The organism is Acidaminococcus nyctereutis, from assembly GCF_052216985.1.
Taxonomy (GTDB): Bacteria; Bacillota; Negativicutes; order Acidaminococcales; family Acidaminococcaceae; genus Acidaminococcus; species Acidaminococcus fermentans_A.
On record NZ_JBQOUY010000009.1, the window covers coordinates 32,310 to 55,421 of the forward strand.

Here is a 23,112-nt window from a genome sequence, read left to right on the forward strand (position 1 = left end):
TATCCGTTATTTCAAGGTAGCCAATTCATACGCTCTAGTCCCCAGCCCGATCTTTTCCCCGTGTTCCAAAGTTGTGGCCCAATCCACCCGGGGATTGCTGTCCAGGAAATGATCGTGATGGCATTTCCAGTCTTTTTCCGCCAGATGATCCGCCAGCTGGCTGTTGGGCAGAGGCTGTGCCTTTTGGCAGGCATCGGCACAGGCCTGATCCAATGCGATGGGATCGAAAGAAGCGAACATACCGATATTGGGCAGGATGGGCGCATCATTTTCTCCATGGCAGTCGCAGTTGGGAGAAATGTCCATCACCATGTTGATGTAGAAGCAGGGACGACCATGGACCACTGCCAGGGCGTATTCCGCCATTTTCCGGTCCAGCAGCTCATTGGCATCCCATTGGACAGTCTCGATGGCGTCGAAGCCGCAGGCCCCGATACAGCGGCCGCAGCCGGCACATTTTTCCTCGTCGATGTGGGCCTTGTGGTTTTCTCCGTACGTAATGGCATCGCTGCCGCATTCTTTGGCACAGTGACCGCAGCCCCGGCATTTTTCTTCATCCACTTTGGGTTTTCCGGAAGAATGCTGTTCCATCTTCCCGGCCCGGCTGCCGCAGCCCATACCGATATTCTTCACCGCTCCCCCGAAGCCCGTGGATTCGTGGCCTTTGAAATGGGCCAGGCTGATGAACACATCTGCATCCATGACGGCACGGCCGATTTTGGCCTTCTGGATGTATTCTCCGCCGGGAACCGGCACTTCCACTTCGTCGGTACCCCGGAGCCCATCCCCGATGATTACCTGGCACCCGGTAGTAATAGTGTTATAGCCGTTGAGAGCCGCACAATCCAGATGGTCCAAAGCATTCTTCCGGCTCCCTGGATATAGGGTGTTGCAGTCGGTGAGGAAGGGTTTGCCGCCCCATTCCTTCACCAGGTCCGCTACCGCTTTTACATACTGGGGCCGGATGGTGGCCAGGTTCCCCAATTCCCCGAAATGCATCTTGATAGCCGTGAATTTCCCTTGGAAGTCGATATCTCCCATATGGGCCGCCTTACACAGCCGCTGGAGCTTATCCAGGGCACTGGTGCCTACCGGACAGCGAAAATCCGTAAAATATACCTTTGCCTTTTCCATGTTTCCACTCCCCTTAATTCGTCATAAGTCAGACGTCATACGCTTTTGGAAATCAATTTATACCAATTGATTTTGAATTTGCAGCCCTGGTACGACATGGTCTGCTTTTCTTTCAATCAAAGCCAGCCGTGCTGGCTTCCATCGGCGTATGACCTATGACCTATGACATCTTTTCCCAAAAAACCGGGCTGGTCCCTCTCGGGTTCCGCACAGCCTGCAGGTCCCAGTCCGGTCTGTTTCAATGATGGTATTTCTCTTTCCGCAGGATCTTGAAGGCCCGGTAGATCTGTTCCAAAAGCAGGATCCGGATCATCTGGTGGGTAAAGGTCAGGGGGGAGAAACTCCACCGGAAATCCGCCCGTTTCCGCAGGGCGTCCGTATACCCGAAAGGTCCTCCGATCACAAAGGTCAGATGGCTGACCCCTCCCACCATCCACTGTCCCATTTTTTCCGCCAGCTGGGGGGAAGAGATTTCCTTCCCCCGCAGATCCAAAAGGACCACAAAGCTGTGTTCCGGGATCAGTTTCAGGATCCGGTCCGTTTCTTTTTCCAGTACCTGTTCCTTCACCGCCGGTGAGGGATCATCCGGCATCTTCTCCTCCGGGATGCAGCGGATTTCTAGCTGGCAGTAAGCCCCCAGCCGTTTGGTGAACTCCTGTTCCGCCTCTCGGAGATAATTTTCTTTTAGTTTGCCTGCGCAGGCCAGGGTGATCCGGATCATTGCTGGCTGCTCTTCTGGGGCATTTCTGTCAGGGTCACGATCTTATTGACCTCTTCATCTCCCCGGAGGATGGTCACCGGCACCTGCTGCCCTACCTGGCATTTGCCCAGCGCTTCCCGGAGGGCAGCTACAGAATCCACCTTAGTACCATTGAACTTAACGATAATATCATTTGGACGGATGCCTCCACGATATGCAGGACCGTCTTGAAACATCTTTACGACGAACAGCCCTCCTCTCAGGTCCAGATCAAATCCCAGACGCTGTGCCAAGGTTTGATCCAACAGGCTGACCCCCAGATAGGGACGGACCACCCGTCCTTTTTCCGCCAATTCCTTCAGAATGGGTTTGGCTTCATTGATAGGGATGGCAAAACCGATGCCTTCCACCCCGGATGCCGCGATTTTGGCGCTGTTGATGCCGATCACCTGTCCGTCCGCATTCACCAGGGCTCCCCCGGAATTCCCCGGGTTGATGGCCGCGTCGGTCTGGATCAGCCGGAACCGCCGTTCTCCCATGTCCAGAGAACGGTTCAGGGCACTGATCACCCCCGCGGTGACGCTGCCCCGGAATTCCATGCCCAGAGGGTTCCCGATGGCAATGGCCGGTTCTCCCACCATCAGGGAATCAGAGTCTCCGAATTCTGCCACAGGCAGATCCCCTTCTGCATCGATTTTCACTACAGCCAGATCCGTAGAAGGATCCGTTCCCAGCACCTTGCCGGTATAAGTCTTGCCATCCGGCAGGCTCACTACGATTTCCTGGGCGCCAGCCACCACATGGTTATTGGTGGCGATGAGTCCGTCTTTGCTGTAAATGACCCCGGAACCACTGCCCTGTTCCACCATCTGGGTCCGGTTGAAATAATCCCGGACCAATGCCTTATTGGTAATGCCGACTACAGCCGGCCCTACTTTCTTAGCCGCTTTGACAATGGGGGTATTCCGGGCCGCACTCATGCTGGCTTCCGCCTTCTTGGTCTGCTGTTCCTGGGTAGTCACAGCTGGTTTGGTTTCTGCTTTGCCAGCCGTCTTATTGCTGGCCAGACCGCAGCCTGCGGTCAGAAAGCTGGCACTGAGGGAAAGCGCCACCAGCGCGCTCAAAGTTTTCTTCGTAATGGTATGTCTCATAATCTCACTCCTTGTCAGCGGACATTGCTGACCATTTCCTGCTGTTGGGCCACATACAGCTGGATGCCTCGGGTCCGCGGGCACTCTTGCAGCACCGCCCGTACCGTCTTGTAGGCAACATCCGGTGTATTGTTTTTTTCACTGAGATGGGCTAGGAACACTTCGGTCGGCGGTTCTGCCAAGGATGTCAGGAACTGGCCCGCCGTCCGGTTGGACAGATGGCCTTCCTTCCCCAGGATCCGCTTCTGCAGGGCTGGAGGATATGGTCCATGGCGCAGCATATCCTCATCATGGTTGGCCTCCAGGACCATGACCGATGCCCCTTCTGCCGCCAATTCCACCGTTTTTGTGATGATGCCGCAGTCCGTCAGGTAAGTGCATTTTTCGTCCCCATGGAAGATTTCATACCCCACGGGATCAGCTGCATCATGGGGGATCCGGAACGGTTCGATCCGCAGGTTCCCCATACTGCAGCTCCGGGGGATCACCCGCACCTGGGGCCGAGGCAGCATCCGTCTTACAGAAAGCTGGGCCCAGGTCCTTTCATTGGCGAAGATCGGGACCGTGCTGTAATGCCGGGCAAACACATCCAGACCGGCAATATGGTCCCGATGTTCATGGGTCAGGAAGACCCCGCTCAGGTCTTCTGGTTCAAGCCCGCAGTGCCTCAGTCCCTGGACGATCCGCCGGCAGGAAATCCCTGCATCGATCAAGATTGCCGTCTGACCGGCCCGGATCAGGGTAGAATTTCCCTTGCTTCCGCTGGCCAGTACATCTACTTCAAAATCAGTCATCGTCATGATAACACCATTCTATACAAAAATGTCGGGGTGTCCTTCCCATACCCCGCTATTATACTTACTATTATAGCAAAATCCCTGAAAGAAATGTAAAAAAACACCGAACTCTCAAGAGTCCGGCATTTTCCCTTCGGTGGTTCAATTTTCTTTAGGCTGGCAGTCTCCACACAACCCATAGAAATAGAATTGATGACCCTGGACCGTAAAACCCGTTTCCTTTGCCACCTTGTCTTCAATGGCTTTGGCATCCAGATGAGGTACATCGCAGACCTTGCCGCATTTCATGCAGCGGATATGCGGATGTTCCATCACATTGGCATCATACCGGAAACTGTCCTCCCCGGTATTCAGCACCTGGATGATATGCAGCTTGCTGAAGATTTCCACGGATTTATAGACCGTTGCAAAGCTCATAGTAGGATATTTTTCCTTCACTTTGTTATAGATCATCTCAGCCGTGGGATGTTCCGTTGTATGGGCCAGCATATCATAGACAGCCAGTCTCTGAGGCGTAACTTTGCAGCCGTTGTCCCGAAGCAATTTCGCCAATTCTGCAGCCGTTAACGTAATCAACACCTCCATTCTTACCATTTTACAGTTTACCTTTTAGATAATGATTACTATAATTAATATATCCGTTTGAGCAATTTTTGTCAACTCTTTTTTAGATTTCAAAGTGCCGAATACAGCAATGGTTTGAAGGGTTTCGGTGTTTTTTAAGATTTATTATTAATTTTTCCGTTTCTCTATGAAGGACAAATGGATCTGATTCTAATCCTGGATAGTCACCGACATCCCAATATAAGCCACTTTTTCTAATTCCTGTAAATTGTGGTTCTCCAATCGCACACAGCCTTCGGAAGCATCCGTACCGATGGAGCTGGGAGCATGGGTCCCGTGGATCCCGATGCCATCCCAGTTTCCCTGGCTCAGGTCTTCTGTATCCAGGCTCAGGAACCAAGGCCCATAAGCTCCTCGGATTTCTCCGTTCCCATCTCCGAAGTCATGGGTCCATCCAGAAGCATCATCGATTTCGTCGATCAGGAAGGTCCCGACGGGCGTCATATTATCTCCCCGCCGTTCTTTTTGCCCCAGGCCGCCTTTCCCGATGGCACAGCCCCAGGCCCGGACCACTTGTTCTCCCTCCTTCAGATACAGTTTATGCTCACTTTTGTCCACCAGCACGGAATACTTTTTCCCTGGAACCAGCGGCTGTTCCGCTGCCGGCTGGGTTTCCGGCTGTTTGGTCTCCCCTGGTTTCTTCTGGAGGCTTTCCACTGGCGTTTCTTTCTGCTCCGGCAGAGCAGGCGCCTCTTTTTTTACGGTCTTGGGCTTCTGGGCTTCCGTTTTTTTCACCGGTACAGTGGGCGCCGGCGCTCCTCCCCCTTTATACCCAAGGGCGAAACAGCCTGTGAGCAGCACTCCTAAAAAGATCAGGGTACAGACTCCCAGCATGATTCCTTTTTTTCTGCGATTCCGGGACCTTTCCGTCCCTTTTTGCTTTCCGTCCATAAAACATCCTTCTTTCTCCACGTAAGCACTATGATACCATCCACTGGTTTTCCCTGCAATCCCCGGTCTTGAAACTTTTTTAAAATTTCTCTTGACAAGTGTATCGAAGAAGATTACAATACAGGCAACATTGAAAATCAAAAAGCGATGACCAAAACAAGTACACTTCAAAGAGTGGCACAGAGAGCGCGAATCACCGGCTGAAAGTTTGCGCCGAAGCTTGAGAGGATGGAATGCCTTTGGGAGCTGAAGACCTGAACAGAAAGTAGGGCCTTCCGGGCAGCCGCCGTTATCGGTATGAGTGGCAGTCGAAGTCTGGCTGCAATCAGAGTGGAACCGCGAGAGATCGCCTCTGTCAGGAGGCGGTCTTTTTTGTGTCCAAAAAGGGAGGAATGAGTTTATGTTTGCATCCATGCGCAACGATATCCGAGTCATCAAACAGCGGGATCCGGCGGTCAAGAATACCCTGGAAGTCATCCTTTGTTACTCGGGTCTCCATGCTATCTGGGCGTACCGGATTTCCCATTTTTTCTATGAAAGATCCTGGTTCGTCACCGCCCGGCTCATCTCCACCCTGGCCCGGCTCCTGACCGGCATCGAGATCCATCCCGGTGCCCAGATCGGAGAAGGGCTCTTCATCGATCACGGGTCCGGCATCGTCATCGGAGAAACCACCATCATCGGCAACAACGTATCCCTGTACCAGGGAGTGACCCTGGGCGGCACCGGCAAAGAAAAAGGCAAACGGCATCCTACCATCGGAGACTATGTGGTGGTGGCCTGCGGAGCCAAGGTGCTGGGTTCCTTCACCGTAGGAGAAGGGGCCAAGATCGGAGCCGGCAGCGTAGTGCTGAAGGAAGTCCCTCCCTATGCCACGGTGGTGGGCATCCCTGGCCATGTGGTAGCCCGGAAAGGGGTACGGGTAGCACCGGCCCATTCCGAACGGGATGTGGACCTGAACCATAACCGGCTGCCTGACCCCATCGAAGACCAGATCGCCGCCCTGGAAAAACAGGTGGCCTTGCTGAAACGGCAGGTCATGGACCTGCGGGCCCAGCAGGAAGGCCCAGCTCTGAAGCAGGTGGTCAACTTCCGCTGATCTTTCAGCAACTTCCGAAAAAAGTACTCCGGTACTTTTTTCGAAACGGATACCCTAGTGTTTTACTTGGAAAAGGAGGTTTTCCCCTTGCAGCAAAATTGGTGGAACAAGCCCCTGGGACCCCGATGTTGAAGCCCAGGAAAGCAGGCAGTTCATCGTTCATTCAAAAGAAATTTCCATGAAAATAAAGGAGAGATTGTTATGTCTAAAATTTATACAAGCGTACTGGATCTGATCGGCCATACCCCTCTGCTGGAACCGGTGAAATTCGCAGCGGACAAGGACCTACAGGCCCGACTGCTGGTGAAGCTGGAAAGCTTCAACCCGGCGGGTTCTGCCAAGGACCGGATCGCCAAGGTCATGATCGAAGATGCGGAAAAACGGGGCGTGCTGAAAAAAGGCGGCGTCATCATCGAGCCCACCAGCGGCAACACGGGCATTGGCCTGGCAGCTGTAGCAGCCATGAAAGGCTACCGGGCCATCATGGTGATGCCGGAAACCATGTCCATCGAACGGCGGAACATGATTGCCGCCTATGGGGCCGAAGTGGTACTGACGGAAGCCAAGAAAGGCATCGCTGGTTCCGTGGAAAAGGCCAAGGAACTGGCCGCCTCCATCCCCGGCAGCTTCATTCCGGAACAGTTCGACAACCCGGCCAACCCGGCGGCCCACAAAGCTACCACGGGTCCGGAAATCTATGAAGACACCGATGGCGCTGTGGACATTTTCGTGGCCGGGGTGGGCACCGGCGGTACCCTTACCGGTGTGGGCGAATATTTGAAGGAAAAGAAACCTTCCGTAAAAGTGGTAGCTGTGGAACCGGCGGATTCTCCCCTCCTAAGCCAGGGCAAACCCGGTCCTCACAAGATCCAGGGCATCGGCACCAACTTCCTGCCCAAGACCCTGAATACCAAGATCTACGATGAGATCCTCACCGCCTCTACGGACCAGGCCTACGAAACCGCCCGGGACTTCATCCATCATGAAGGGTTCCTGATCGGGATTTCCGGCGGGGCTGCCCTGTATGCTGCCGTAGAAGTGGCCAAACGGCCGGAAAACAAAGGCAAGACCCTGGTGGTGCTGCTGCCGGACAACGGAGACCGGTATCTGACCACTCCTGGGTTCCTGAAGAAAGAAAACTAAAGAACCATAAAAAAGAAGGGGCTGTTGCGCAAGCAGTCCCTTCTTTTTTATGGATTCTGTTTCAGATAATCCGTCCAGCTTTGGGTGATTTTTCCCTGTTGGAGTTCTTTTACATAAGTATAGAACTGCTTCAGCCGGTAGATTTTGTGGTCGTCGATGGTCTGGCGCCACCCTTCCTTATGGGTCATGTTGAGCACATCCTGTCCCCCCAGGGCATGCTGCCGGGAACAGATGGTTTCCAGGCTGTCCTGCTGCCCATTGAGCCAGATGTCCCGCATGATCATATAGGCGGTGGTCCGGCCCTTTCCGGCCTGACAGTGGAAATGGAGCCAGGTATCCGCCGGCAGGGCTTTCTGCCACTGGAGGAAGGCGTCCACTTCTTCCGGTTCCGGCCAGATATGGTCCGTGCTAGCGAACCGGGCATAGCCCAGGCCGAACAGAGCCGCCGCCTGCTGTTCCGTCAGGGCCGTCTGGACTTTTTCCGTTCCCTTATAATGGGGCTTTTTCTTTTTGTCCAGATGGTAATAGGGAGTTTCCCTGTTTTTCTCCTTTTCCAGCCGCCGGGCTTCCTCCCGCCGGATGGCGGCATCGGATTTCCCCACATTGGCCCAATTGTTGTCCCCGTACCAGCTTACCGCCGTGCCGTTCAGGTATCCATGGTCCTCCTGGCGCAGGTCCACCAGGATCACCTGTTTGGGCTGGATGCCCTGTTTCTGCAGTTCCTGGGTCAGCGCCGCCAGATTCAGGATGGAAGGCTGGCCGCTGCCGCTCATGCGATTGGCGGCATCCACCCGCCAGGACCGGGGCAGCCGGAGTTTGTTGGCCGCATCCAGACGCCACACATAGCCCTTGGAAGGTTTGACTATGTTATCAAGAGACGGTGCTGCCGCCAGGACCATCCCCAGAGAAATCTGGCTGAACACCAGCACCCCCGTCACGATTTTCCAAATCTTCATCTTACTCCTCTCCCCTCTTTCCTTTGCACTCTGCACTAATCTCTTATCCACCCGAACTTCCGGCAGGCATTGAGGATGCCTCCCTTGTCGTTGTCATCGGTGATATAGTCCGCCCGTTCTTTGATTACCGGCCGGGCGTTCCCCATGGCCACCCCGAAAAAAGGCTTCCGGAACATGGTGATGTCGTTGAGCCCGTCTCCGAACACCACTGCATCCTTTGGATCCTCTCCCATAAGGCCCATGAGCTTTTCGATGCCGGCTCCCTTGTCCACCGGTTCCACCAGCCAGGTGTTGTCGATGAAGGGCAGATGGGGCAGCTGCCGCCGGTCCGCCGGTTCCGTACCCGGCTGTTCCCGGACGTACATGATTTTGTACACCTGGTCCAGGCTGCCGATGTCCACCGGCTGGACTTTGGTGTTCATGTAATTCCCCGGATCTTCCCGGGGATAGTCCGCATAAGGGGTATACCGGTCCAGGGTGTTGTCCAGCACCACGGACCAGGGCTGGTTCCGTTCCGTCAGTTCCCGGAGCAGGGCCTTGGCCGGTGCCAGGGGCAGTCCTTCCATCTCCAGGATCTTCCCGTCCACGGTGAGGCTGTTGCCTCCGTCGGCCACCATGGAATGGATGCCGTGTTTTTCCGCAAAGGCCGCCGCGTCACACTGGAGCCGTCCGGTAGCCAGGGCCACAAAATGCCCCTGCTGCTGGAGCTCATCCACACAGTACTGGGTGTCCGCCGGCACCTGGCCAGTGATCCCCAGCCCCAGGGTCCGATCGATGTCAAAGAAAAAATATTTTTTATCCATGGCTTCCTTCCTTTGTCAATGATAGTTACGCAATGATTTCCTATTATAACACAAAGTGAAGAGTGCAGAGAAAAGAGTGCAGAGGAAAGGCCAAATATAAGTCGGCAGCTCCGTTGTATTTTTCCTCTCGAAACGGTACAATATCCTTTGCCGGACAGACTGATCAGTCTGGCTCCATTTTTCACCAAGGAAAGGATTTTTGCCATGCTACGCAGAATCATGAAATGGCTGACCGGCTTTCCAGAGGGAAAGAGCCCTGCTGCAGCCTCTTCGCCAAAGGAAAGATCCCGTTTCTCCCCCCAGCGTTTCCTGTCCCTTATCCTGATTGTTGTCCTGGCTGTGGGGATTTTCTTCTGGCACAACCAGTCCGCCAAAAAGGCGGAAGAAAAAGCCATCCAGGACCGGAACCGGATCATGGACCAGCAGAAAACTGGCACCAGAACGACGGCTCCCCGGAAACCCGCTCCCCAGGCCGGACAGAAGCCTCCGGCCGTGAACAAACAGCCCGCCGCTCCCCGGCCCCAACCGACCCAGCCCCAGGGCCCTGTGCCCACCGGGCCTAAAGTAAAGGCCCAGACCCCGCCCATGATCCAGCCGAAGGCAAGATAGGGGGCGGTTGCGGGCCCCACAATTTTCTTGCAACTTTCCCTAGTCTATAATACAATAGAAATCACTGAATTGTCACATTTTGAAATGAGGTGTTTTTTTGTCTGAGAAAGGTGTTTCTCCGGAATCTTTCAGTTCCCGACTGGGCTTCATCCTGGTCAGCGCCGGCTGTGCCATCGGCATCGGGAATGTGTGGAAATTTCCCTACCTGTGCGGCCAGTTCGGCGGGGCTGCCTTCATCTTGATCTATCTGGTATTCCTCCTGATCATGGGCATCCCGGTGATGGTCTGCGAATTCGCCATCGGCCGAGGCAGCCGCTGCAGCGCCGCCAAAAGCTTCGAGGCCCTGGAGCCTCCCGGCACCTGCTGGCATCGGTTGAAAGCCATCAGCATCGTGGGCTGTTACATGCTGATGATGTACTACACCACCGTCACCGGCTGGATGCTGTACTATTGCTGGCTCCACATCAAAGGGACTTTTGTGGGGGCTTCCACCCAGTTCATCACCGCCACCTTCGGAGCCATGCTCCAAGATCCGGCTAACCTGCTGTTCTGGATGGTGCTCACCTGCCTCCTGGGCTTTGCCGTATGCTATCTGGGGATCCAAAACGGCGTGGAACGGATCACCAAATGGATGATGAGCGCCCTGCTGCTCCTGATGATTGTCCTGGCTGCCCATTCCCTGTTCCTGGAAGGAGCGGGAAAAGGGATCGAGTTCTATCTGGTGCCCAATTTCGCCGCCCTGGAAAAACTGGGCTGGGGGAATGTGATTTACGCCGCCATGAGCCAGGCTTTCTTCACCCTGTCCATCGGAATCGGGGCCATGCTGATCTTCGGAGCCTACCTGCCCCATGGGCGGAGCTTATTCGGAGAAGCGTCCACCATCACCGCCCTGGATACCTTTGTGGCTCTCATGGCCGGGTTCATCATCATCCCCGCCTGCTTCGCCTTCGGGATCCAGCCGGATGCCGGTCCGTCCCTGATTTTCCTCACCATCCCCAACCTGTTCGTCCAGATGCCGGGGGGCCGGTTCTGGGGCATGCTGTTCTTCATCTTCTTGTCCTTCGCCGCCCTGTCCACCGTCATCGCCGTGTTCGAAAACATCCTGGCCTTCGGTATGAACCTGTACGGCTGGAGCCGAAAAAAGAGCGTGGCCGTCAATGGGCTGGCCATCGTCCTCCTGAGCATCCCCTGCGTCCTGGGCTTCAACCTGTGGAGCGGCTTCCAGCCCCTGGGCCCCGGTTCTTCCATCCTGGACCTGGAAGATTTCATCGTCTCCAACAACCTGCTGCCTCTGGGGAGCCTGGCCTTTGTGCTGTTCTGCACCAAAAAGAACGGCTGGGGCTGGCAACACTTCCTGGCAGAAGCCAACGACGGGGAAGGCCGGAACCTGCCGGCTTCACTCCACAGTTATCTGCTGTATATCTTGCCCCTGCTGATCATCACCATCTACTTGAAGGGGTACTACGATATGTTCAGCAAACAAGGACCGGTGGTGCTGGCCAAATGGCTGGTCCTGGCCTTTCTATTCCTGGGCTTCATCTTCTATACCACCAGCAGGAAAAAAGCACAGTAAGATACAGCTGTGGACACAGACGGTTTTTTCAGCCATCCAGTCGTCCACAGCATTTTTTGCATTCTTTGGGTTTTTAGTGTAATATTGTAACATATTAATCATTCGTAGCATAGAAGTGAGGTAGAACTTATGTCAGACCAGCAAAGCACCCGTGATTCCTTCCAATCCCGTCTGGGGTTCATCCTAGTCAGCGCCGGCTGTGCCATCGGCATCGGCAATGTATGGAAGTTCCCCTATCTGTGCGGCCAGTACGGAGGGGCCGCCTTCATCCTCCTGTATCTGCTCTTCCTGCTGCTCCTAGGAATCCCAGTGCTCCTGTGCGAATTTGCTCTGGGCAGGAGCAGCCGCCAGAGTGTGGCCCGCTGCTTTGACAGGCTGGCTCCTGCCGGCAGCCGCTGGTCTCATTTAAAATACATCGGCATTGCCGGGGTCATCCTGTTGCTGCTCTATTACACCACTGTCACCGGGTGGATGCTGAACTATTGCTGGCTCCACCTGAAAGGGACCTTTGTGGAACAGTCCCCGTCCTTCATCCAGGCCACTTTCCAAGATATGCTGGCTCAGCCCCTTTCCATGGGTTCCTGGACCTTCCTTTCCTGTCTCCTGGGGTTCCTGGTCTGCTATATGGGCCTGGAAAAGGGCATCGAACGGATCACCAAGGTGATGATGAGCGCTCTGCTGCTCCTGATGATCATCCTAGCCGTCCATTCCATTTTCCTGCCGGGAGCGGAAAAAGGCATTGCCTTCTACCTGATTCCTGATTTTGCTTCCCTGGAAAAATTAGGCTGGGGAAATGTGATCTACGCCGCCATGAGCCAGGCTTTCTTCACTCTCAGTGCCGGCAACGGGGCCATGATGATCTTTGCTTCCTATATGGACAAAAAACGGAGCCTGCCGGGAGAAGCCCTGACCATCACCGCCCTGGATACCTTTGTGGCGCTCATGAGCGGCTTCATCATCATCCCCGCCTGCTTTGCCTATGGGATCCAGCCGGATGCCGGACCCTCCCTGATTTTCCTGACCATTCCCAACCTGTTCACCCTGATGCCAGGAGGACGGATCTGGGGCAGCCTGTTCTTTGTGTTCCTCTCCTTTGCCGCCCTTTCCACAGTCATTGCAGTGATGGAAAGCATCATCGCCTGTTTCCGAGAGCTGCTGGGCTGGGACCGGCCCAAAGCTGCCTGGTTCGTGTTCGCCCTCATCGCCCTGGGGAGCATCCCCTGTGTCCTGGGCTTTAACCTGTGGAGCGGCTTCCAGCCCTTGGGTCCAGGAACTGGTGTCCTCGATCTGGAAGACTTCATCGTTTCCAACAACCTGCTGCCCCTGGGAGGCCTGACCTTCGTGCTTTTCTGCACCCGGAAGAACGGCTGGGGCTGGGAAAACTTCCTAGGAGAAGTGAACCAGGGAGCCGGCCGGAGCTTGTCTGCCGGTTGGAAGTTCTATTATACCTATGGTCTGCCCCTGGTGATCCTGGCCGTCTACCTGAAAGGCTACGACGATCTGTTCGCCAAGCAGGGCGGGGACGTACTCACCAAATGGCTGGCCTTGGCATTTCTGTTTTTGGTATGGATCTTCTGGTGTACCGCCAGAAAGGGCAGAAAAAACATGGCAAGCCGAGCAAAATGATAGTATCAAATAGGAAAAGCACCCAGGAAAAAATCCTGTGGTGCTTTTTATAATATAGTGCCAAACTTCCAGCAGCTTATCTTTTTCACCGCGCTCTTCTGTGCTTACAGTCCTTCTGGCAAACAAAACGCAGCATACAACGGAATGGACAAAATGCCGTTTTCAAAGCCAAAATTCTTCAAGGAAAACCGCATTACACCGGTCGGATTTTCCTGTTGCCGGAATACACCCAAGCTCCGGGAACGGATATGTTCTCCTTTTTTCACTTCTACGCCATAGGTTTTAGCACCCACAGGGAACACAAAGTCCAATTCTGCAGTACTTTTACTTTCCCAATAGTAAAGAGGCAACCCCAATGAGACAAACTGCTGGGCCACATAATTCTCCGTCATCGCTCCCATAAACAGATTGCCTGTCCCGGACAAAATGGTTTCCTGGGACATTCCAGACTGCATGGCAAGCAACCCGACATCACTGCTATATAGCTTGAAGGCGGATAGATCCACATAAGCAGCCAGCGGTTCTGCAGCATGCTGCAGTCTCCGGCAACGCAGGACAATGCCTGCCTGGCTGAGCCATTCAATGGGAGCTCCGAAAATAGCAGCGGTTCCCCCCCGCTGTACAACCTTATATTGAAATTTCTTGTTTTCTTTTGCCAGCTGTACAGGCAGAGACTGATAGCAAGCCCGGATTTTTACGGTTTCCGAGGGGAAAGCATATTTGACCATGTCCGCTGTGTAATTGTCCAAGATCTCCTGCTGTACCTGGGGAATATCCAAAAAAGAATGGTTTGCTAAAAATGCATTGATGACACTGGGCATCCCCCCAATTACCAAATATTCTCGGTACAGACGTATGGCTTCTTCATGCAGTGCAGTTGGAAGAGGTTCCCTGTCTTCGTACGCCTTTCGGATAGCAGCTGCCAACAGTTCTTTTCCCCTGGCCCAAAGAAATTCTTCAAAGTTCAGGGGAAACATCTGGAGGGTTTCCACCTTTCCCACCGGGAAAGAAAATTTTTTCCGGTTGAGCGCCACTCCTAGCAGGCTGCCGGCTGCTGCCACATGGAATTCCGGAGCTTCCTCTGCAAAATATTTCAAGGAGGTTAGAGCCCGTTCCGTGGATTGGATTTCATCCAGGATCAGCAGGGTTTTTCCCGGAATGACTTTTTGTCCGGTCACTGCTTCCAGATAGGGTAGCAGCATCCGAGGCGAAATATTCTCTGAAAAGCAGTCCGCTGCCCGCCGATTGGTTTCCAGATTGATATATACTACGGACGGATAACAGGCAGACGCAAATTCCCGAAGGATATAAGTCTTTCCCACCTGCCGCGCCCCGCTGATCAACAGTGGCAGACGATGCGGATTTTCCTTCCATTTTTTCAAAGCATCAAATATTATTCTCCGCATAGATATACCCCCCTTTTTATAGAGAAGCATATCAACTTTTGATTTTTAAGTCAAGAAAAGTTGTATTTTAGCTGATTTTTTGGGACTTAAATATCAAAAGTTCAGTATTAAAGCCAAACTACAATTGACTCACTTCATAGCTAAATGTTTATCTCTTCTCTTTCTTTTTGCCGCTCATCCATCCACGGAGATAGCCCATCACCAAAGTAGTGACGGATACACCCGCCCCCAGACGAGCATTTAAAACAATTAATTTTTTACACCATATAGCCAGTTCTGCATTCATAGTCATTACAGCAACTGCCTGGCCCAATACTATAAATGCGGCACACCCAAATGTCAAAGTAAAGAAAACATAAAAACAAATATCTAACAATGAATTGATTTTTTGCATAACTGCCTCTTTTCTTATGCCAAAACTGGTAAAATTCCTAAAGCAATCAAGACTGCAATACAAGCAATGGGAATGGCATAATGGAATAGTAACGTGGAAAAAGTTTCCGTTACATCACTGCCAGAGATTCCGCATGAAATATAAATGGCAGAAGAACTGGGTGGAATGGCACCTTGATTGGATACCAGCATCAAAAACACAGCAACTGCCACCGCAGGAGGTACACCTACATTTTTCAAGCACAAAAAACATACTGGCCCCAATGCCATAGTTGCTGCTGATGCATTTAACGGACCTACCACACATTCTACGAGAACTGCGACCAACACTATCGTCAGGACCCGTGATAACCCCAATTCCCCCATGAAAATAGATACATCTCTGCCAAATCAAATAGAACTCAAGGCTTCAGATCCGCACATTGCAAACATAATAATTGGGGCAACATTAAAAAATTTTTTGGACAGAGTTCCACAAAATTTTATCCATCCCTGTTTACTTTTCGGTAAATACTTTCTGCCTTCAAATAAAACCCCCAGGATGATCAATACCGGTACCCAAATAATAATATCAATGGCTTTAACGCCTCTCGCACCAAAAGCACTCTTTCTTAAAAAAACAGCTACAGGACCGGTAGTCAAGAACAACGGAATCATCACACCTACAAAAATAATCAAGGAACTCCATTTTTCCTGTATGGTTTTTCGAAACGAAGGAACCTGCTCCTCTGCCAGCGCTTCAATATGATATTTTCGAATATAGAAATGCGTAACCAACAGCCGGTACAATATTCCATAACAGCCTGTTGTAAGAACGGTCAAATAGACTTCCCCCGTTGTTACGTAAGCCGCTACATCAGCAAATCCCAGCATCAGGAACATAGACGTACTGGGAGGCAAGGAAACACCCAATCCAGCACTTCCAGAATTCATGATTGCTGCCTGATCCTTACCCCACCCGGTTTCCATCATCCATGGAATGGTGATGCTGCCTACGGTGGCTGCATTGGCTGCCGTAGAACCGGAAATCAATCCCATCAATGCACTGGCTAAAACGGAAATATAGGCAGGACCGCCTTTCAATCTTCCCAAAAGAGAATTCAAGATATCTATCAGCCTTCCAATGATCTGCGTTTCTTCCATCAGCGCAGCCATCCCAACAAATAAAATGGGAGACAGACAGGAGGAGGTGCGTGTGCCTGCCAGGAATGATTTCCAAAGGGCATCAGGAGCAGCAAATCCATGGAATAAGCAAACGATTAGCCAGGCAAACATCATCGCTTCTGCAAGTTTTCGTTTAATGATCAAGTTCCAAAATAAAATAAATCCAATATAAGCCAAAAATGCCCAAATCCCGATTCCAATAGTCATTTTAAGCTCTCCTTCATCATATCCAACTGTTTTTCTGCTGCTTTTTTCAACAAAAGGTCGTCTCTCTCAAGAGTGAAACACCGTACTCCTTTGTCATAAAGTTCTTGAAACCGTTTTTTACTTTTACAGAGGATGGTAGGGATTTTTCCATATTCCAGAGTCTTGCGGATGATGAAATTTTCCGTCTCCAGTACAGATGGATCGTTCTTTTTTCCAGGGATCCCCAATGATTGAGAAAGATCATTGCGCCCAGTAGCCACCATATCCAACCCAGGCTGTTGCAGGATTTCTTCAATATTTTCTATGCCTTTTCTGCTCTCGATCTGGACAATCAAAGCTGTTTTTTTATTGGCTTCTTTCTGATAAACTGCCACATTCTGACGGCCATATCCCAGGACACGGGCAGCACCAGTAAGTCCCCGTTCCCCTTCCGGTGGATATTTCACTGCCTTTTCTGCATTCCATACTTCCTCTCTGCTCTCAATGTGAGGTACCATGATGCCCTGTGCTCCATTATCCAATAATGCTGCAACCCCTGTTATATCCGGCACTCTTACCTGCACATCCAAATCCAACAGTTGACCGATCCGAAGCATTTCAGATACGATTCTGTTCTCAAACAATATATGTTCACAATCCAGGCGAACAAAATCATACCCGGCGGCCTTAGCAATTTCCAACAGCACTGGGTCCATAATCGATAGATTAAGACCAAAGCTGCACAACCCGGCCCGCGTCCGTTCCAATACACCCATGATTTACGTCCTTTCTTTCATAAAATTTTTTTTGCATGGAGGACTTTGTTGATTTCAGCTTTAAGCAAAAATCCATTTTCTATCTGCTGCAAAGCTTTTCTTTCTCTCCTGACTTTTGCCTCAGCACCTTGAATGATTTCTTCTGCATCTTCTGGCGGAAAACAAATGATTCCGTTCATATCGGCTATCGCCAAATATCCGGGAAGCACTGCAATGCCACCGCAAGCAATGGGAAAGTTGATTTGTCCTGGCCCGCTTTTCCCTGCCCCAACAGGCACCAATCCACGTGCATACACTGGCAATCCCACATTTTCTAACTCAGCAAGATCACGCACACATCCATCTACAATGATTCCTTGGATGCCCAATGCTTTCATTCTTCGCAGCATCAATCCGCCACAGACAGAAAATTCTCGGCTTCCCCGTATCTGTACCATCAGAATGTCCCCTGGATGGGCTAGCGCCATAGCTTTATGAAGCATGAGATTATCACCAGCATTTACCTCCACGGTAATTACTGGACCTGCAATTTTCTGTGGTACACCAAAAGGTTTTATTCCAGAGTCCAAGACGTAAGCACCAAGAGAACCATCTGCCAAATTACAGGTACTATATTTTCGGAGTTCTTTGAGCAAAGACTGATCCGGCCTATGGATATCTTGGCAAAAGCGAAATCCTACTTTTCCAATCCACTTTTTTTCCATTTTTCTTCTCCTTTTTTCTCATTTTTCTGTCTCTTGTTGTCTTCAGCATATCATTTTATAATAACAACGTAAAACAGTTATAACTTGTCATTTTCGACAGGGAAAATACTTTGGATAGGAGATTATCATGAATTTACGGAACCTGCGCTATTTTCTTATGGTAGTAGAAGAAAAGAACATAACAAAAGCTGCCAGGAAACTTTTTATTTCTCAACAAACTCTTAGCGGTGTCATCCGCCGTTTAGAGGAAGAATACCGTACCCGTTTATTTGAACGAGAACCCTGTATGCATCTCACAGAAGCTGGTTTTTATATGGAAAAATTTGCTCGTCAAGTGCTAAAGATGGAAACAACGCTGACAAATCAGTTGGATGATATTTCTCATGAACTCAGGGGGCACCTGACCATAGGTATCACACCTACACGAGCCAGATTGTTACTGCCTGTCTTTCTGCCGGTTTTCCGTTGCCATTATCCTCAGATTGAACTTTCTTTTTCTGTAGACGGATATACTTCTTTATTAAAACAACTCCAGGATGATAATCTGGATGCCATGATTGCTACTGCACGTCCCAAAGATCCTGGGTTGCATGATTGGTTTCTTTATACCGATCCTTTCAGTCTTGTAGTCCCTCGTCCTTTGGCGGTTCAGTACCTCCCTTCTTTAATGCCTTCCCATAGCAGTCATCCGGCCAATTTGAAAATGCCATTCCACCAGCTTCCCATGGAAGAACGCCGTCAGTTCCTGATTTCTGTACCCATGATCCAAATGGTCCGTTCTACCATTCAAAAAAATAGTGAAAGCATTTATCATGAACTGGGATTGACTCCCTATATTCTCTATTCTTTTCACGACTTAGAAACTGTATTGGAGCTGAGCCTCTCCTCTCTGGGGTGCTGTTTTTCTTTTGCGCAATATGCTGAAAAAAAAGCTCAACAGCATTTCCAAAATCAATGGGATTTATGGCCTTATTTATTGCTGTTCCCTGAGAAAAGCAGTCAAGTTGTCATTACAACAAAAAAAGGCGCCCGAAGGCGCCATTCTCTGCAAATCTTCATCGAAGAGATGCAGCATATCGACTTTTTTACCGCTCCAGCTCCTTCACCGTTACGCCAGGATGACGGTACTGATCTTCTTTCAGCACCACCCTTCCCCGGACGGTGATGGCCTGATGAGGGCAGCCGTGGAGGCAGGCCAGGCAGTGGAGGCAATGGTTTCCCATCACCGCTGATTTTTCCCCTAGCTGGATGTTTTCCACCGGGCACAGCCTTACACATTCTCCGCAGCGGACGCACCGGTCTGGAGCCACCTGTACCCCCAGATACCATTCTCCCAGCTTCCGGCCCAGCCAGGTATCAAAAAGCCCAGCCATCAGAGAATCCTGTTCCTGGGAATGATCTTCCCGGCGTTTTTCCACGGCCTCCGCCACTTCCTGGACCACCAGATCTTCCTTCTCCAGTTTTTTCGGGTCATATCCGATATGGGACCGGGAGCAGATGGTACTGTTGGCAATCAGCGGCACCGCCCGGCTCCAGGAAAGCCTGCAGCCCTGCGCCAGCAGCAGGTTCTGCAGGGTCCGGAAACTGCGGCCCCAGGTAGTACCACAGGTGGCCAGGGCATACACATAAGCGTCCTCTGGGAAAGCGTGGCTGCGGACAAACTCCTGCACATTGGAAGGCACATCCCCGTAGTACACTGGGAACACCAGGCCAACAGCCGGTCCTTCCAGGTTCTTTTCCTTTATCCGGGTGACAGAACAGCCCCCGTCCCCCAGGGTGGTGGCCAGTTTCTGGGCCAGGGCCAGGGAATTGCCAGTAGTGGAAAAATAATAGATCATGGTTTGCTTCCTTTCCTGATACAGAAAATCCAGCGTCTCAAAGAGAGCGCTGGATTTTTTTCGGTTTCCGGTTTTCGTCCAGGGATACGTACACAAACAGTGCATCCGCCGCCCGGACGGGCTCCTGCTCTTCCTGTTCCGGTTCCAGCCAGGCCACCACTTCCACCTCCATGGAGGTGTTCCCCACCCGCGTCACCCGGCCTTCCAGCTGAAGGACCGTGCCGTAGGGAATAGGCACGTAAAAGTTCATGCCTTTTACAGCAGCCGTAGTCACCCGGGTCCATGCGAACCGGTGGGCGGTGATCCCGCTCACTTCGTCCATCCAGCCCATGAGGGTGCCGCCGAAAAGGTGCCCTGCGGAATTGGCCATGGAAAGCATCACCGACCGGGTCATGATCACCGGCTGGTTGTGCTCCAATTTCATGCCTGCTCCTGAAGGGCACGCCCCAGCACAGCTTCAAAGGCTTCGGCCACCGCCTGATACCCTTCCTTGTTGGGATGGAGGCCGTCCTGGAACATACTCCGCCCAGTCTTTTCTTCCGCTTCACTGAGGACTTTTTCATAGTCCAGCACCGGCAGGTTCCGGCGTTCCGCTTCCTCCCGGAGCCACTGGCGGTATTCCCGGAGGGCCGCATTGTGCTTTTCAAATTCACTGGGCAGTTGCCAGCCCTTTTCCGTGCTTTCGATCCGGGTGAGAGGTGGGATTCCCAGGATCACAATGGGCAGCCCTGCATCCCGAGCCTTGTCCAGTGTGCCGGAAATATTTTCTTCGATGGAGCTCATGGGTTCATCCAGCAGGATGTCGTTCATGCCGCAGCACAGGAAGACTCCATCGGCCTTTTCATCCACCACATCCATTTTGAACATGCCCCACATCACCAGGGTCAGTTTGCCCCCCGCAGCATTGTTCACCACTTCAAAGCCCATTTTCTTTGACGCAATATCATACCAGGTATTGGCCAATGTCTCATTGGTGCAGCTTACCAAGCTGTCACCGATAAATGCCATTTTCATAACTTATCTCCTTCAGTCTTTCTTGCTGAAATCTACTCCCTGCCCAAGGGCAGCCAGAGCATCGATCACCACCTGGCTCATGAGTTTGGAACCAACCACCAGGGCATTCTCATTGGGACACATCCGGGCATCATGGAGTCCATGGATGGGTTCCCCTTCTGTGCCGCAGCCCAGCCACAGGAAGGCCCCAGGGATTTCCTGCAGGTAAAAGCCAAAATCTTCGGCAGTCAGATCCGGGACCACCTGGGAAACCAGCCCTGCCTCTCCCAGGACTTTCCGGGCCGTATCTTTCACCAACTGTGCAGGTACGGGCCAGTTGTCCAGGACAGGGTATCCATAATAGTAATTGAATTCGCAGTCCACACCGGCAGATTTTTTCAGGCCATCCAAGATGTCCTGGATGAATTCTGGGATCCTTTTCCGGTTTTCTTCGTCCAGAGTCCGGATGGTCCCTTCCAGGATCACTTCATCGGGTACTACATTGTACCGGGATCCGCCCTGGATGGTACCGATGTTGATGGTGGCCGTAGCCAAAGGGCTGACCCTGCGACTGACGATGTGGCTGATTTGCTGGAGGAAATCAGCTGCCGCCATAATGGCATCGATACCTTCCTGGGGATGGCCTGCATGGGCTGTCTTCCCTTTGATCACCACTTTGATCCGGTCGGAACCGGCCATCATGGCACCTGCCTTGACGCCGATTTTCCCACAGACGAAGCTGGGCCACACATGGAGCCCGAAAATGGCCTTCACATCTTTTAGGAACCCATCTTTCATCATATACCGGGCACCGCCGGTAGGAGACAGTTCTTCCGAAGGCTGGAACAGGATCCGCACACTGCCCTGGATTTCGTCCTTCCGACGGAGCAGCCGCAGGATAGTTTCCATCAGAGTGGTGATATGGATATCGTGGCCGCAGGCGTGCATGACCCCAGGATTCTGCGAAGCGTAGGGAAGCCCGGTGGCTTCTTTCACGGAAAGAGCATCGATGTCGGCCCGGAGAGCCACCACAGGCCCCGGTTTTCCGCCTTTGAGGGTAGCAGCCACACCATAATGGTCTGTGCCTCGTACCGGATCCAGTCCCAAATCTTTCAGGATCGTGAAGATCTTCTCTGAAGTCTTCTTTTCTTCCGTGCTGACTTCCGGGTGTTCATGGAACCACCGGCGCCATTCCACACATTTTGCTTCCAGAGCATCTTCCGTCAGGTTCAATACGTCCATTCAAATCCCCTCCCGCTCCGATGGAATCCATCAGAATGATTTTGTAGTAATGGTTTCATTCTACCATTTTTATAGAGATTTGAAAATGGGATAAGGAAGGGCGTAATTCCACAATAAAAAAGGTTGGAGCAATTGCTGACAGATTTATAAATTCAGCCTGCTTACCAAGTCATTTTTTCCTATAATGATAATCCAGCGGGTAGGTTTTGTTGTAGCTTCCGCCGTCAGCACATATTCCCCCTTGCTTCCCTTTATTTTTCCGTTCCGCTGATCGATTTCCTCCACTTCCCAGCCGTTTTCCAACAGGCTGTTTTGGATTTTTTCCTGGGCTGTTTCTTTGGACCCAGCAATGACCAGCGTCACCGCAAATTTTTGAGAAAGGATTCCTTTGGTATGGAGCGGATAAGGAGGTTCCGACCCATACTGGCTGCAGACAGGCACGGCCATTACCGCCTGTTCCATCATTTTTGAATCCTGACGGAATCTCTCGGCAAAAAACAGCCGTCCGATCCCGGCTGCAACCAGCCAGAGCAGAAAGGCAGCAAGGACCATATTCCCGATTGCTCTGCCAGCCTTTTTTCCCACAGGATCCACCCCCTCTGCCCTCGCTCTTTCTTTTGCCCAGTATACCCCGATACAATGATTCTGACAATATGGCCATTACAGGCATTCTTTCCAGGGAAAACGCTTCCGCGGTTTCCCTCCACCGTCCAGTGACAAAAAAATACTGCCTCAGGACCTCCCGAAGCAGTATTTTTATCACTCACGCATATTCTTCTCCGTCCCACAGGACGATGGTGCCGGTCTCCAAAGACTTGGGCACATTGATGATCCGCTGGTTTTCGCTGCCTTTGAAACGCAGGTTCAGATTCTTTTTGCTTTCCACAAATTCCCCGTCCACCAGCACATCCAAATACCCCAGCATTTCCCGGGTAATGGCTGGATCTCCCAGCTTTCCGGCCAGCATATCGTGGTCGAAAAGGTAGCCGCTGTAGCACCAGATGGTCTTTTTCGGATACCGCTCCCGGATGTGCCGCAGCACCCCCACCAGCACTTCCTGGTTGGCCGGTTCAAAAGGTTCCCCGCCCAGCAGGGAGAACCCCCGGATGTACTCTGGTTCCAGGTCCTCCAGGATCTCCTGCAGCTGGGCCTGGGTAAAAGGCTGGCCGAAAGCGAAATCCCAGGTTTCCTGATTGAAACAGCCTTTGCAGTGGTGGGTACAGCCGCTGACGTACAGGGAGACCCGCACGCCGGGGCCGTTGGCCACGTCACATTTTTTGATGGTCGCATAATTCAACGAAAAG

26 protein-coding genes and 1 other annotated feature are annotated in these 23,112 nt (G+C 52.0%); of the genes, 6 read left to right on the top strand and 20 right to left on the bottom strand.

Annotated elements, in window-relative coordinates; all coding sequences use genetic code 11:
- Positions 1-6: 6 nt before the first annotated feature.
- The 6 genes from ACTUHY_RS06130 to ACTUHY_RS06155 form a co-directional block, all read right to left on the bottom strand.
- Positions 7-1,134: a DUF362 domain-containing protein gene (locus tag ACTUHY_RS06130; RefSeq protein ID WP_442827009.1), complete on the bottom strand. Its 1,128-nt coding sequence runs from the start codon at positions 1,132-1,134 to the stop codon at positions 7-9.
- Between the two features lie 238 nt (positions 1,135-1,372).
- Entirely contained in the window at positions 1,373-1,855 is a 483-nt protein-coding gene (gene rlmH, locus ACTUHY_RS06135) for a 23S rRNA (pseudouridine(1915)-N(3))-methyltransferase RlmH (protein WP_442827010.1), read from the bottom strand.
- Positions 1,852-2,985 (bottom strand): S1C family serine protease, encoded by a 1,134-nt coding sequence (locus ACTUHY_RS06140; RefSeq protein ID WP_442827011.1) that lies wholly within the window; start codon positions 2,983-2,985, stop codon positions 1,852-1,854. Before ACTUHY_RS06140 ends, rlmH begins: the two co-directional genes overlap by 4 nt.
- A gap of 14 nt (positions 2,986-2,999) precedes the next feature.
- Positions 3,000-3,785: an MBL fold metallo-hydrolase gene (locus ACTUHY_RS06145; RefSeq protein WP_278674302.1), complete on the bottom strand. Its 786-nt coding sequence runs from the start codon at positions 3,783-3,785 to the stop codon at positions 3,000-3,002.
- 138 nt (positions 3,786-3,923) lie between these two features.
- A complete protein-coding gene (gene perR, locus ACTUHY_RS06150; RefSeq protein WP_278674304.1) occupies positions 3,924-4,367 on the bottom strand; it encodes a transcriptional regulator PerR in 444 nt (147 codons plus the stop codon).
- Positions 4,368-4,556: 189 nt separating this feature from the next.
- Positions 4,557-5,297: a L,D-transpeptidase gene (locus tag ACTUHY_RS06155; RefSeq protein WP_442827012.1), complete on the bottom strand. Its 741-nt coding sequence runs from the start codon at positions 5,295-5,297 to the stop codon at positions 4,557-4,559.
- 138 nt (positions 5,298-5,435) lie between these two features.
- Positions 5,436-5,654, top strand: a binding site (T-box leader).
- A gap of 43 nt (positions 5,655-5,697) precedes the next feature.
- Here ACTUHY_RS06155 and cysE point away from each other — a divergent pair.
- Both cysE and cysK read left to right on the top strand, forming a co-directional pair.
- Positions 5,698-6,396 carry a serine O-acetyltransferase gene (cysE, locus tag ACTUHY_RS06160; RefSeq protein ID WP_442827013.1) on the top strand — a complete coding sequence of 233 codons (699 nt, stop codon included), beginning with the start codon at positions 5,698-5,700 and terminating at the stop codon, positions 6,394-6,396.
- A gap of 201 nt (positions 6,397-6,597) precedes the next feature.
- Entirely contained in the window at positions 6,598-7,539 is a 942-nt protein-coding gene (gene cysK / locus ACTUHY_RS06165; protein ID WP_442827014.1) for a cysteine synthase A, read from the top strand.
- A gap of 47 nt (positions 7,540-7,586) precedes the next feature.
- Here the strand turns inward: cysK and ACTUHY_RS06170 are convergent, their stop codons facing one another.
- Together ACTUHY_RS06170 and ACTUHY_RS06175 are read right to left on the bottom strand one after the other, a co-directional pair.
- Positions 7,587-8,495, bottom strand: a complete 909-nt coding sequence (locus ACTUHY_RS06170) for a protein-tyrosine phosphatase family protein (protein ID WP_442827015.1) — start codon at positions 8,493-8,495, stop codon at positions 7,587-7,589.
- A 35-nt stretch (positions 8,496-8,530) separates the two neighbouring features.
- Positions 8,531-9,298, bottom strand: a complete 768-nt coding sequence (locus ACTUHY_RS06175) for an HAD family hydrolase (protein ID WP_442827016.1) — start codon at positions 9,296-9,298, stop codon at positions 8,531-8,533.
- A gap of 219 nt (positions 9,299-9,517) precedes the next feature.
- Here ACTUHY_RS06175 and ACTUHY_RS06180 point away from each other — a divergent pair, with 219 nt between their 5' ends.
- The 3 genes from ACTUHY_RS06180 (at position 9,518) to ACTUHY_RS06190 (ending at position 13,106) form a co-directional block, all read left to right on the top strand.
- Positions 9,518-9,907 carry a hypothetical protein gene (locus ACTUHY_RS06180; RefSeq protein WP_442827017.1) on the top strand — a complete coding sequence of 130 codons (390 nt, stop codon included), beginning with the start codon at positions 9,518-9,520 and terminating at the stop codon, positions 9,905-9,907.
- Between the two features lie 97 nt (positions 9,908-10,004).
- Positions 10,005-11,480, top strand: coding sequence for a sodium-dependent transporter (locus tag ACTUHY_RS06185; RefSeq protein WP_442827018.1), 1,476 nt, complete (start codon positions 10,005-10,007; stop codon positions 11,478-11,480).
- A 129-nt stretch (positions 11,481-11,609) separates the two neighbouring features.
- Complete coding sequence (locus ACTUHY_RS06190; RefSeq protein WP_442827019.1) at positions 11,610-13,106, top strand: sodium-dependent transporter; 1,497 nt, start codon at positions 11,610-11,612, stop codon at positions 13,104-13,106.
- Positions 13,107-13,210: 104 nt separating this feature from the next.
- Here ACTUHY_RS06190 and ACTUHY_RS06195 read toward each other — a convergent pair whose 3' ends face one another.
- From ACTUHY_RS06195 to ACTUHY_RS06220, 6 genes are all read right to left on the bottom strand, one after another.
- A complete protein-coding gene (locus ACTUHY_RS06195; protein WP_442827020.1) occupies positions 13,211-14,512 on the bottom strand; it encodes an ATP-binding protein in 1,302 nt (433 codons plus the stop codon).
- Between the two features lie 148 nt (positions 14,513-14,660).
- On the bottom strand, positions 14,661-14,906 hold the full coding sequence (locus tag ACTUHY_RS06200; RefSeq protein ID WP_442827021.1) for a hypothetical protein: 246 nt from the start codon (positions 14,904-14,906) through the stop codon (positions 14,661-14,663).
- Between the two features lie 14 nt (positions 14,907-14,920).
- Positions 14,921-15,277 carry a hypothetical protein gene (locus tag ACTUHY_RS06205; protein ID WP_442827049.1) on the bottom strand — a complete coding sequence of 119 codons (357 nt, stop codon included), beginning with the start codon at positions 15,275-15,277 and terminating at the stop codon, positions 14,921-14,923.
- An 18-nt stretch (positions 15,278-15,295) separates the two neighbouring features.
- The gene (locus tag ACTUHY_RS06210) at positions 15,296-16,276 is read right to left on the bottom strand and encodes a TRAP transporter large permease subunit (protein WP_442827022.1); all 981 of its coding nucleotides are present in this window, start codon (positions 16,274-16,276) and stop codon (positions 15,296-15,298) included.
- Positions 16,273-17,031, bottom strand: coding sequence for an HpcH/HpaI aldolase family protein (locus tag ACTUHY_RS06215; protein ID WP_442827023.1), 759 nt, complete (start codon positions 17,029-17,031; stop codon positions 16,273-16,275). The genes ACTUHY_RS06210 and ACTUHY_RS06215 overlap by 4 nt, the downstream gene beginning before the upstream one ends.
- A gap of 17 nt (positions 17,032-17,048) precedes the next feature.
- Positions 17,049-17,735, bottom strand: a complete 687-nt coding sequence (locus tag ACTUHY_RS06220) for an RraA family protein (RefSeq protein WP_442827024.1) — start codon at positions 17,733-17,735, stop codon at positions 17,049-17,051.
- A gap of 127 nt (positions 17,736-17,862) precedes the next feature.
- Here ACTUHY_RS06220 and ACTUHY_RS06225 point away from each other — a divergent pair, with 127 nt between their 5' ends.
- Positions 17,863-18,900 carry a LysR family transcriptional regulator gene (locus ACTUHY_RS06225; RefSeq protein WP_442827025.1) on the top strand — a complete coding sequence of 346 codons (1,038 nt, stop codon included), beginning with the start codon at positions 17,863-17,865 and terminating at the stop codon, positions 18,898-18,900.
- On the opposite strand, the gene ACTUHY_RS06230 is transcribed toward ACTUHY_RS06225, so the two are convergent.
- The 6 genes from ACTUHY_RS06230 to nrdG all read right to left on the bottom strand — a co-directional run bounded on the left by ACTUHY_RS06230 (position 18,821) and on the right by nrdG (position 23,105).
- Positions 18,821-19,573 carry an EFR1 family ferrodoxin gene (locus ACTUHY_RS06230; protein ID WP_442827026.1) on the bottom strand — a complete coding sequence of 251 codons (753 nt, stop codon included), beginning with the start codon at positions 19,571-19,573 and terminating at the stop codon, positions 18,821-18,823. The two genes, ACTUHY_RS06225 and ACTUHY_RS06230, sit on opposite strands and share 80 nt — an antisense overlap.
- Positions 19,574-19,610: 37 nt before the next feature.
- The gene (locus ACTUHY_RS06235; protein WP_270420922.1) at positions 19,611-19,997 is read right to left on the bottom strand and encodes an acyl-CoA thioesterase; all 387 of its coding nucleotides are present in this window, start codon (positions 19,995-19,997) and stop codon (positions 19,611-19,613) included.
- On the bottom strand, positions 19,994-20,587 hold the full coding sequence (locus tag ACTUHY_RS06240) for a GDSL-type esterase/lipase family protein (RefSeq protein WP_442827027.1): 594 nt from the start codon (positions 20,585-20,587) through the stop codon (positions 19,994-19,996). The genes ACTUHY_RS06235 and ACTUHY_RS06240 overlap by 4 nt, the downstream gene beginning before the upstream one ends.
- A 12-nt stretch (positions 20,588-20,599) precedes the next feature.
- Positions 20,600-21,808 carry a M20 metallopeptidase family protein gene (locus ACTUHY_RS06245; RefSeq protein ID WP_442827028.1) on the bottom strand — a complete coding sequence of 403 codons (1,209 nt, stop codon included), beginning with the start codon at positions 21,806-21,808 and terminating at the stop codon, positions 20,600-20,602.
- A 144-nt stretch (positions 21,809-21,952) separates the two neighbouring features.
- Positions 21,953-22,393, bottom strand: coding sequence for a hypothetical protein (locus tag ACTUHY_RS06250; RefSeq protein ID WP_442827029.1), 441 nt, complete (start codon positions 22,391-22,393; stop codon positions 21,953-21,955).
- 178 nt (positions 22,394-22,571) lie between these two features.
- Positions 22,572-23,105 (bottom strand): anaerobic ribonucleoside-triphosphate reductase activating protein, encoded by a 534-nt coding sequence (gene nrdG / locus ACTUHY_RS06255; RefSeq protein ID WP_442827030.1) that lies wholly within the window; start codon positions 23,103-23,105, stop codon positions 22,572-22,574.
- Positions 23,106-23,112 lie beyond the last annotated feature (7 nt).

Excerpts from the sequence above, each read along its gene's own strand:
- ACTUHY_RS06240 (WP_442827027.1), bottom strand. The coding sequence starts at position 20,587 with ATGAAAATGGCATTTATCGGTGACAGCTTGGTAAGCTGCACCAATGAG.
- ACTUHY_RS06145 (WP_278674302.1), bottom strand. The coding sequence starts at position 3,785 with ATGACGATGACTGATTTTGAAGTAGATGTACTGGCCAGCGGAAGCAAG.
- ACTUHY_RS06225 (WP_442827025.1), top strand. The coding sequence starts at position 17,863 with ATGAATTTACGGAACCTGCGCTATTTTCTTATGGTAGTAGAAGAAAAG.
- ACTUHY_RS06175 (WP_442827016.1), bottom strand. The coding sequence starts at position 9,298 with ATGGATAAAAAATATTTTTTCTTTGACATCGATCGGACCCTGGGGCTG.
- ACTUHY_RS06180 (WP_442827017.1), top strand. The coding sequence starts at position 9,518 with ATGAAATGGCTGACCGGCTTTCCAGAGGGAAAGAGCCCTGCTGCAGCC.
- cysK (WP_442827014.1), top strand. The coding sequence starts at position 6,598 with ATGTCTAAAATTTATACAAGCGTACTGGATCTGATCGGCCATACCCCT.
- ACTUHY_RS06215 (WP_442827023.1), bottom strand. The coding sequence starts at position 17,031 with ATGGGTGTATTGGAACGGACGCGGGCCGGGTTGTGCAGCTTTGGTCTT.
- cysE (WP_442827013.1), top strand. The coding sequence starts at position 5,698 with ATGTTTGCATCCATGCGCAACGATATCCGAGTCATCAAACAGCGGGAT.
- ACTUHY_RS06195 (WP_442827020.1), bottom strand. The coding sequence starts at position 14,512 with ATGCGGAGAATAATATTTGATGCTTTGAAAAAATGGAAGGAAAATCCG.
- ACTUHY_RS06235 (WP_270420922.1), bottom strand. The coding sequence starts at position 19,997 with ATGAAATTGGAGCACAACCAGCCGGTGATCATGACCCGGTCGGTGATG.
- ACTUHY_RS06130 (WP_442827009.1), bottom strand. The coding sequence starts at position 1,134 with ATGGAAAAGGCAAAGGTATATTTTACGGATTTTCGCTGTCCGGTAGGC.
- rlmH (WP_442827010.1), bottom strand. The coding sequence starts at position 1,855 with ATGATCCGGATCACCCTGGCCTGCGCAGGCAAACTAAAAGAAAATTAT.
- ACTUHY_RS06170 (WP_442827015.1), bottom strand. The coding sequence starts at position 8,495 with ATGAAGATTTGGAAAATCGTGACGGGGGTGCTGGTGTTCAGCCAGATT.
- ACTUHY_RS06155 (WP_442827012.1), bottom strand. The coding sequence starts at position 5,297 with ATGGACGGAAAGCAAAAAGGGACGGAAAGGTCCCGGAATCGCAGAAAA.
- ACTUHY_RS06245 (WP_442827028.1), bottom strand. The coding sequence starts at position 21,808 with ATGGACGTATTGAACCTGACGGAAGATGCTCTGGAAGCAAAATGTGTG.
- ACTUHY_RS06190 (WP_442827019.1), top strand. The coding sequence starts at position 11,610 with ATGTCAGACCAGCAAAGCACCCGTGATTCCTTCCAATCCCGTCTGGGG.
- ACTUHY_RS06140 (WP_442827011.1), bottom strand. The coding sequence starts at position 2,985 with ATGAGACATACCATTACGAAGAAAACTTTGAGCGCGCTGGTGGCGCTT.
- ACTUHY_RS06230 (WP_442827026.1), bottom strand. The coding sequence starts at position 19,573 with ATGATCTATTATTTTTCCACTACTGGCAATTCCCTGGCCCTGGCCCAG.
- ACTUHY_RS06200 (WP_442827021.1), bottom strand. The coding sequence starts at position 14,906 with ATGCAAAAAATCAATTCATTGTTAGATATTTGTTTTTATGTTTTCTTT.
- ACTUHY_RS06210 (WP_442827022.1), bottom strand. The coding sequence starts at position 16,276 with ATGACTATTGGAATCGGGATTTGGGCATTTTTGGCTTATATTGGATTT.
- perR (WP_278674304.1), bottom strand. The coding sequence starts at position 4,367 with ATGGAGGTGTTGATTACGTTAACGGCTGCAGAATTGGCGAAATTGCTT.
- ACTUHY_RS06220 (WP_442827024.1), bottom strand. The coding sequence starts at position 17,735 with ATGGAAAAAAAGTGGATTGGAAAAGTAGGATTTCGCTTTTGCCAAGAT.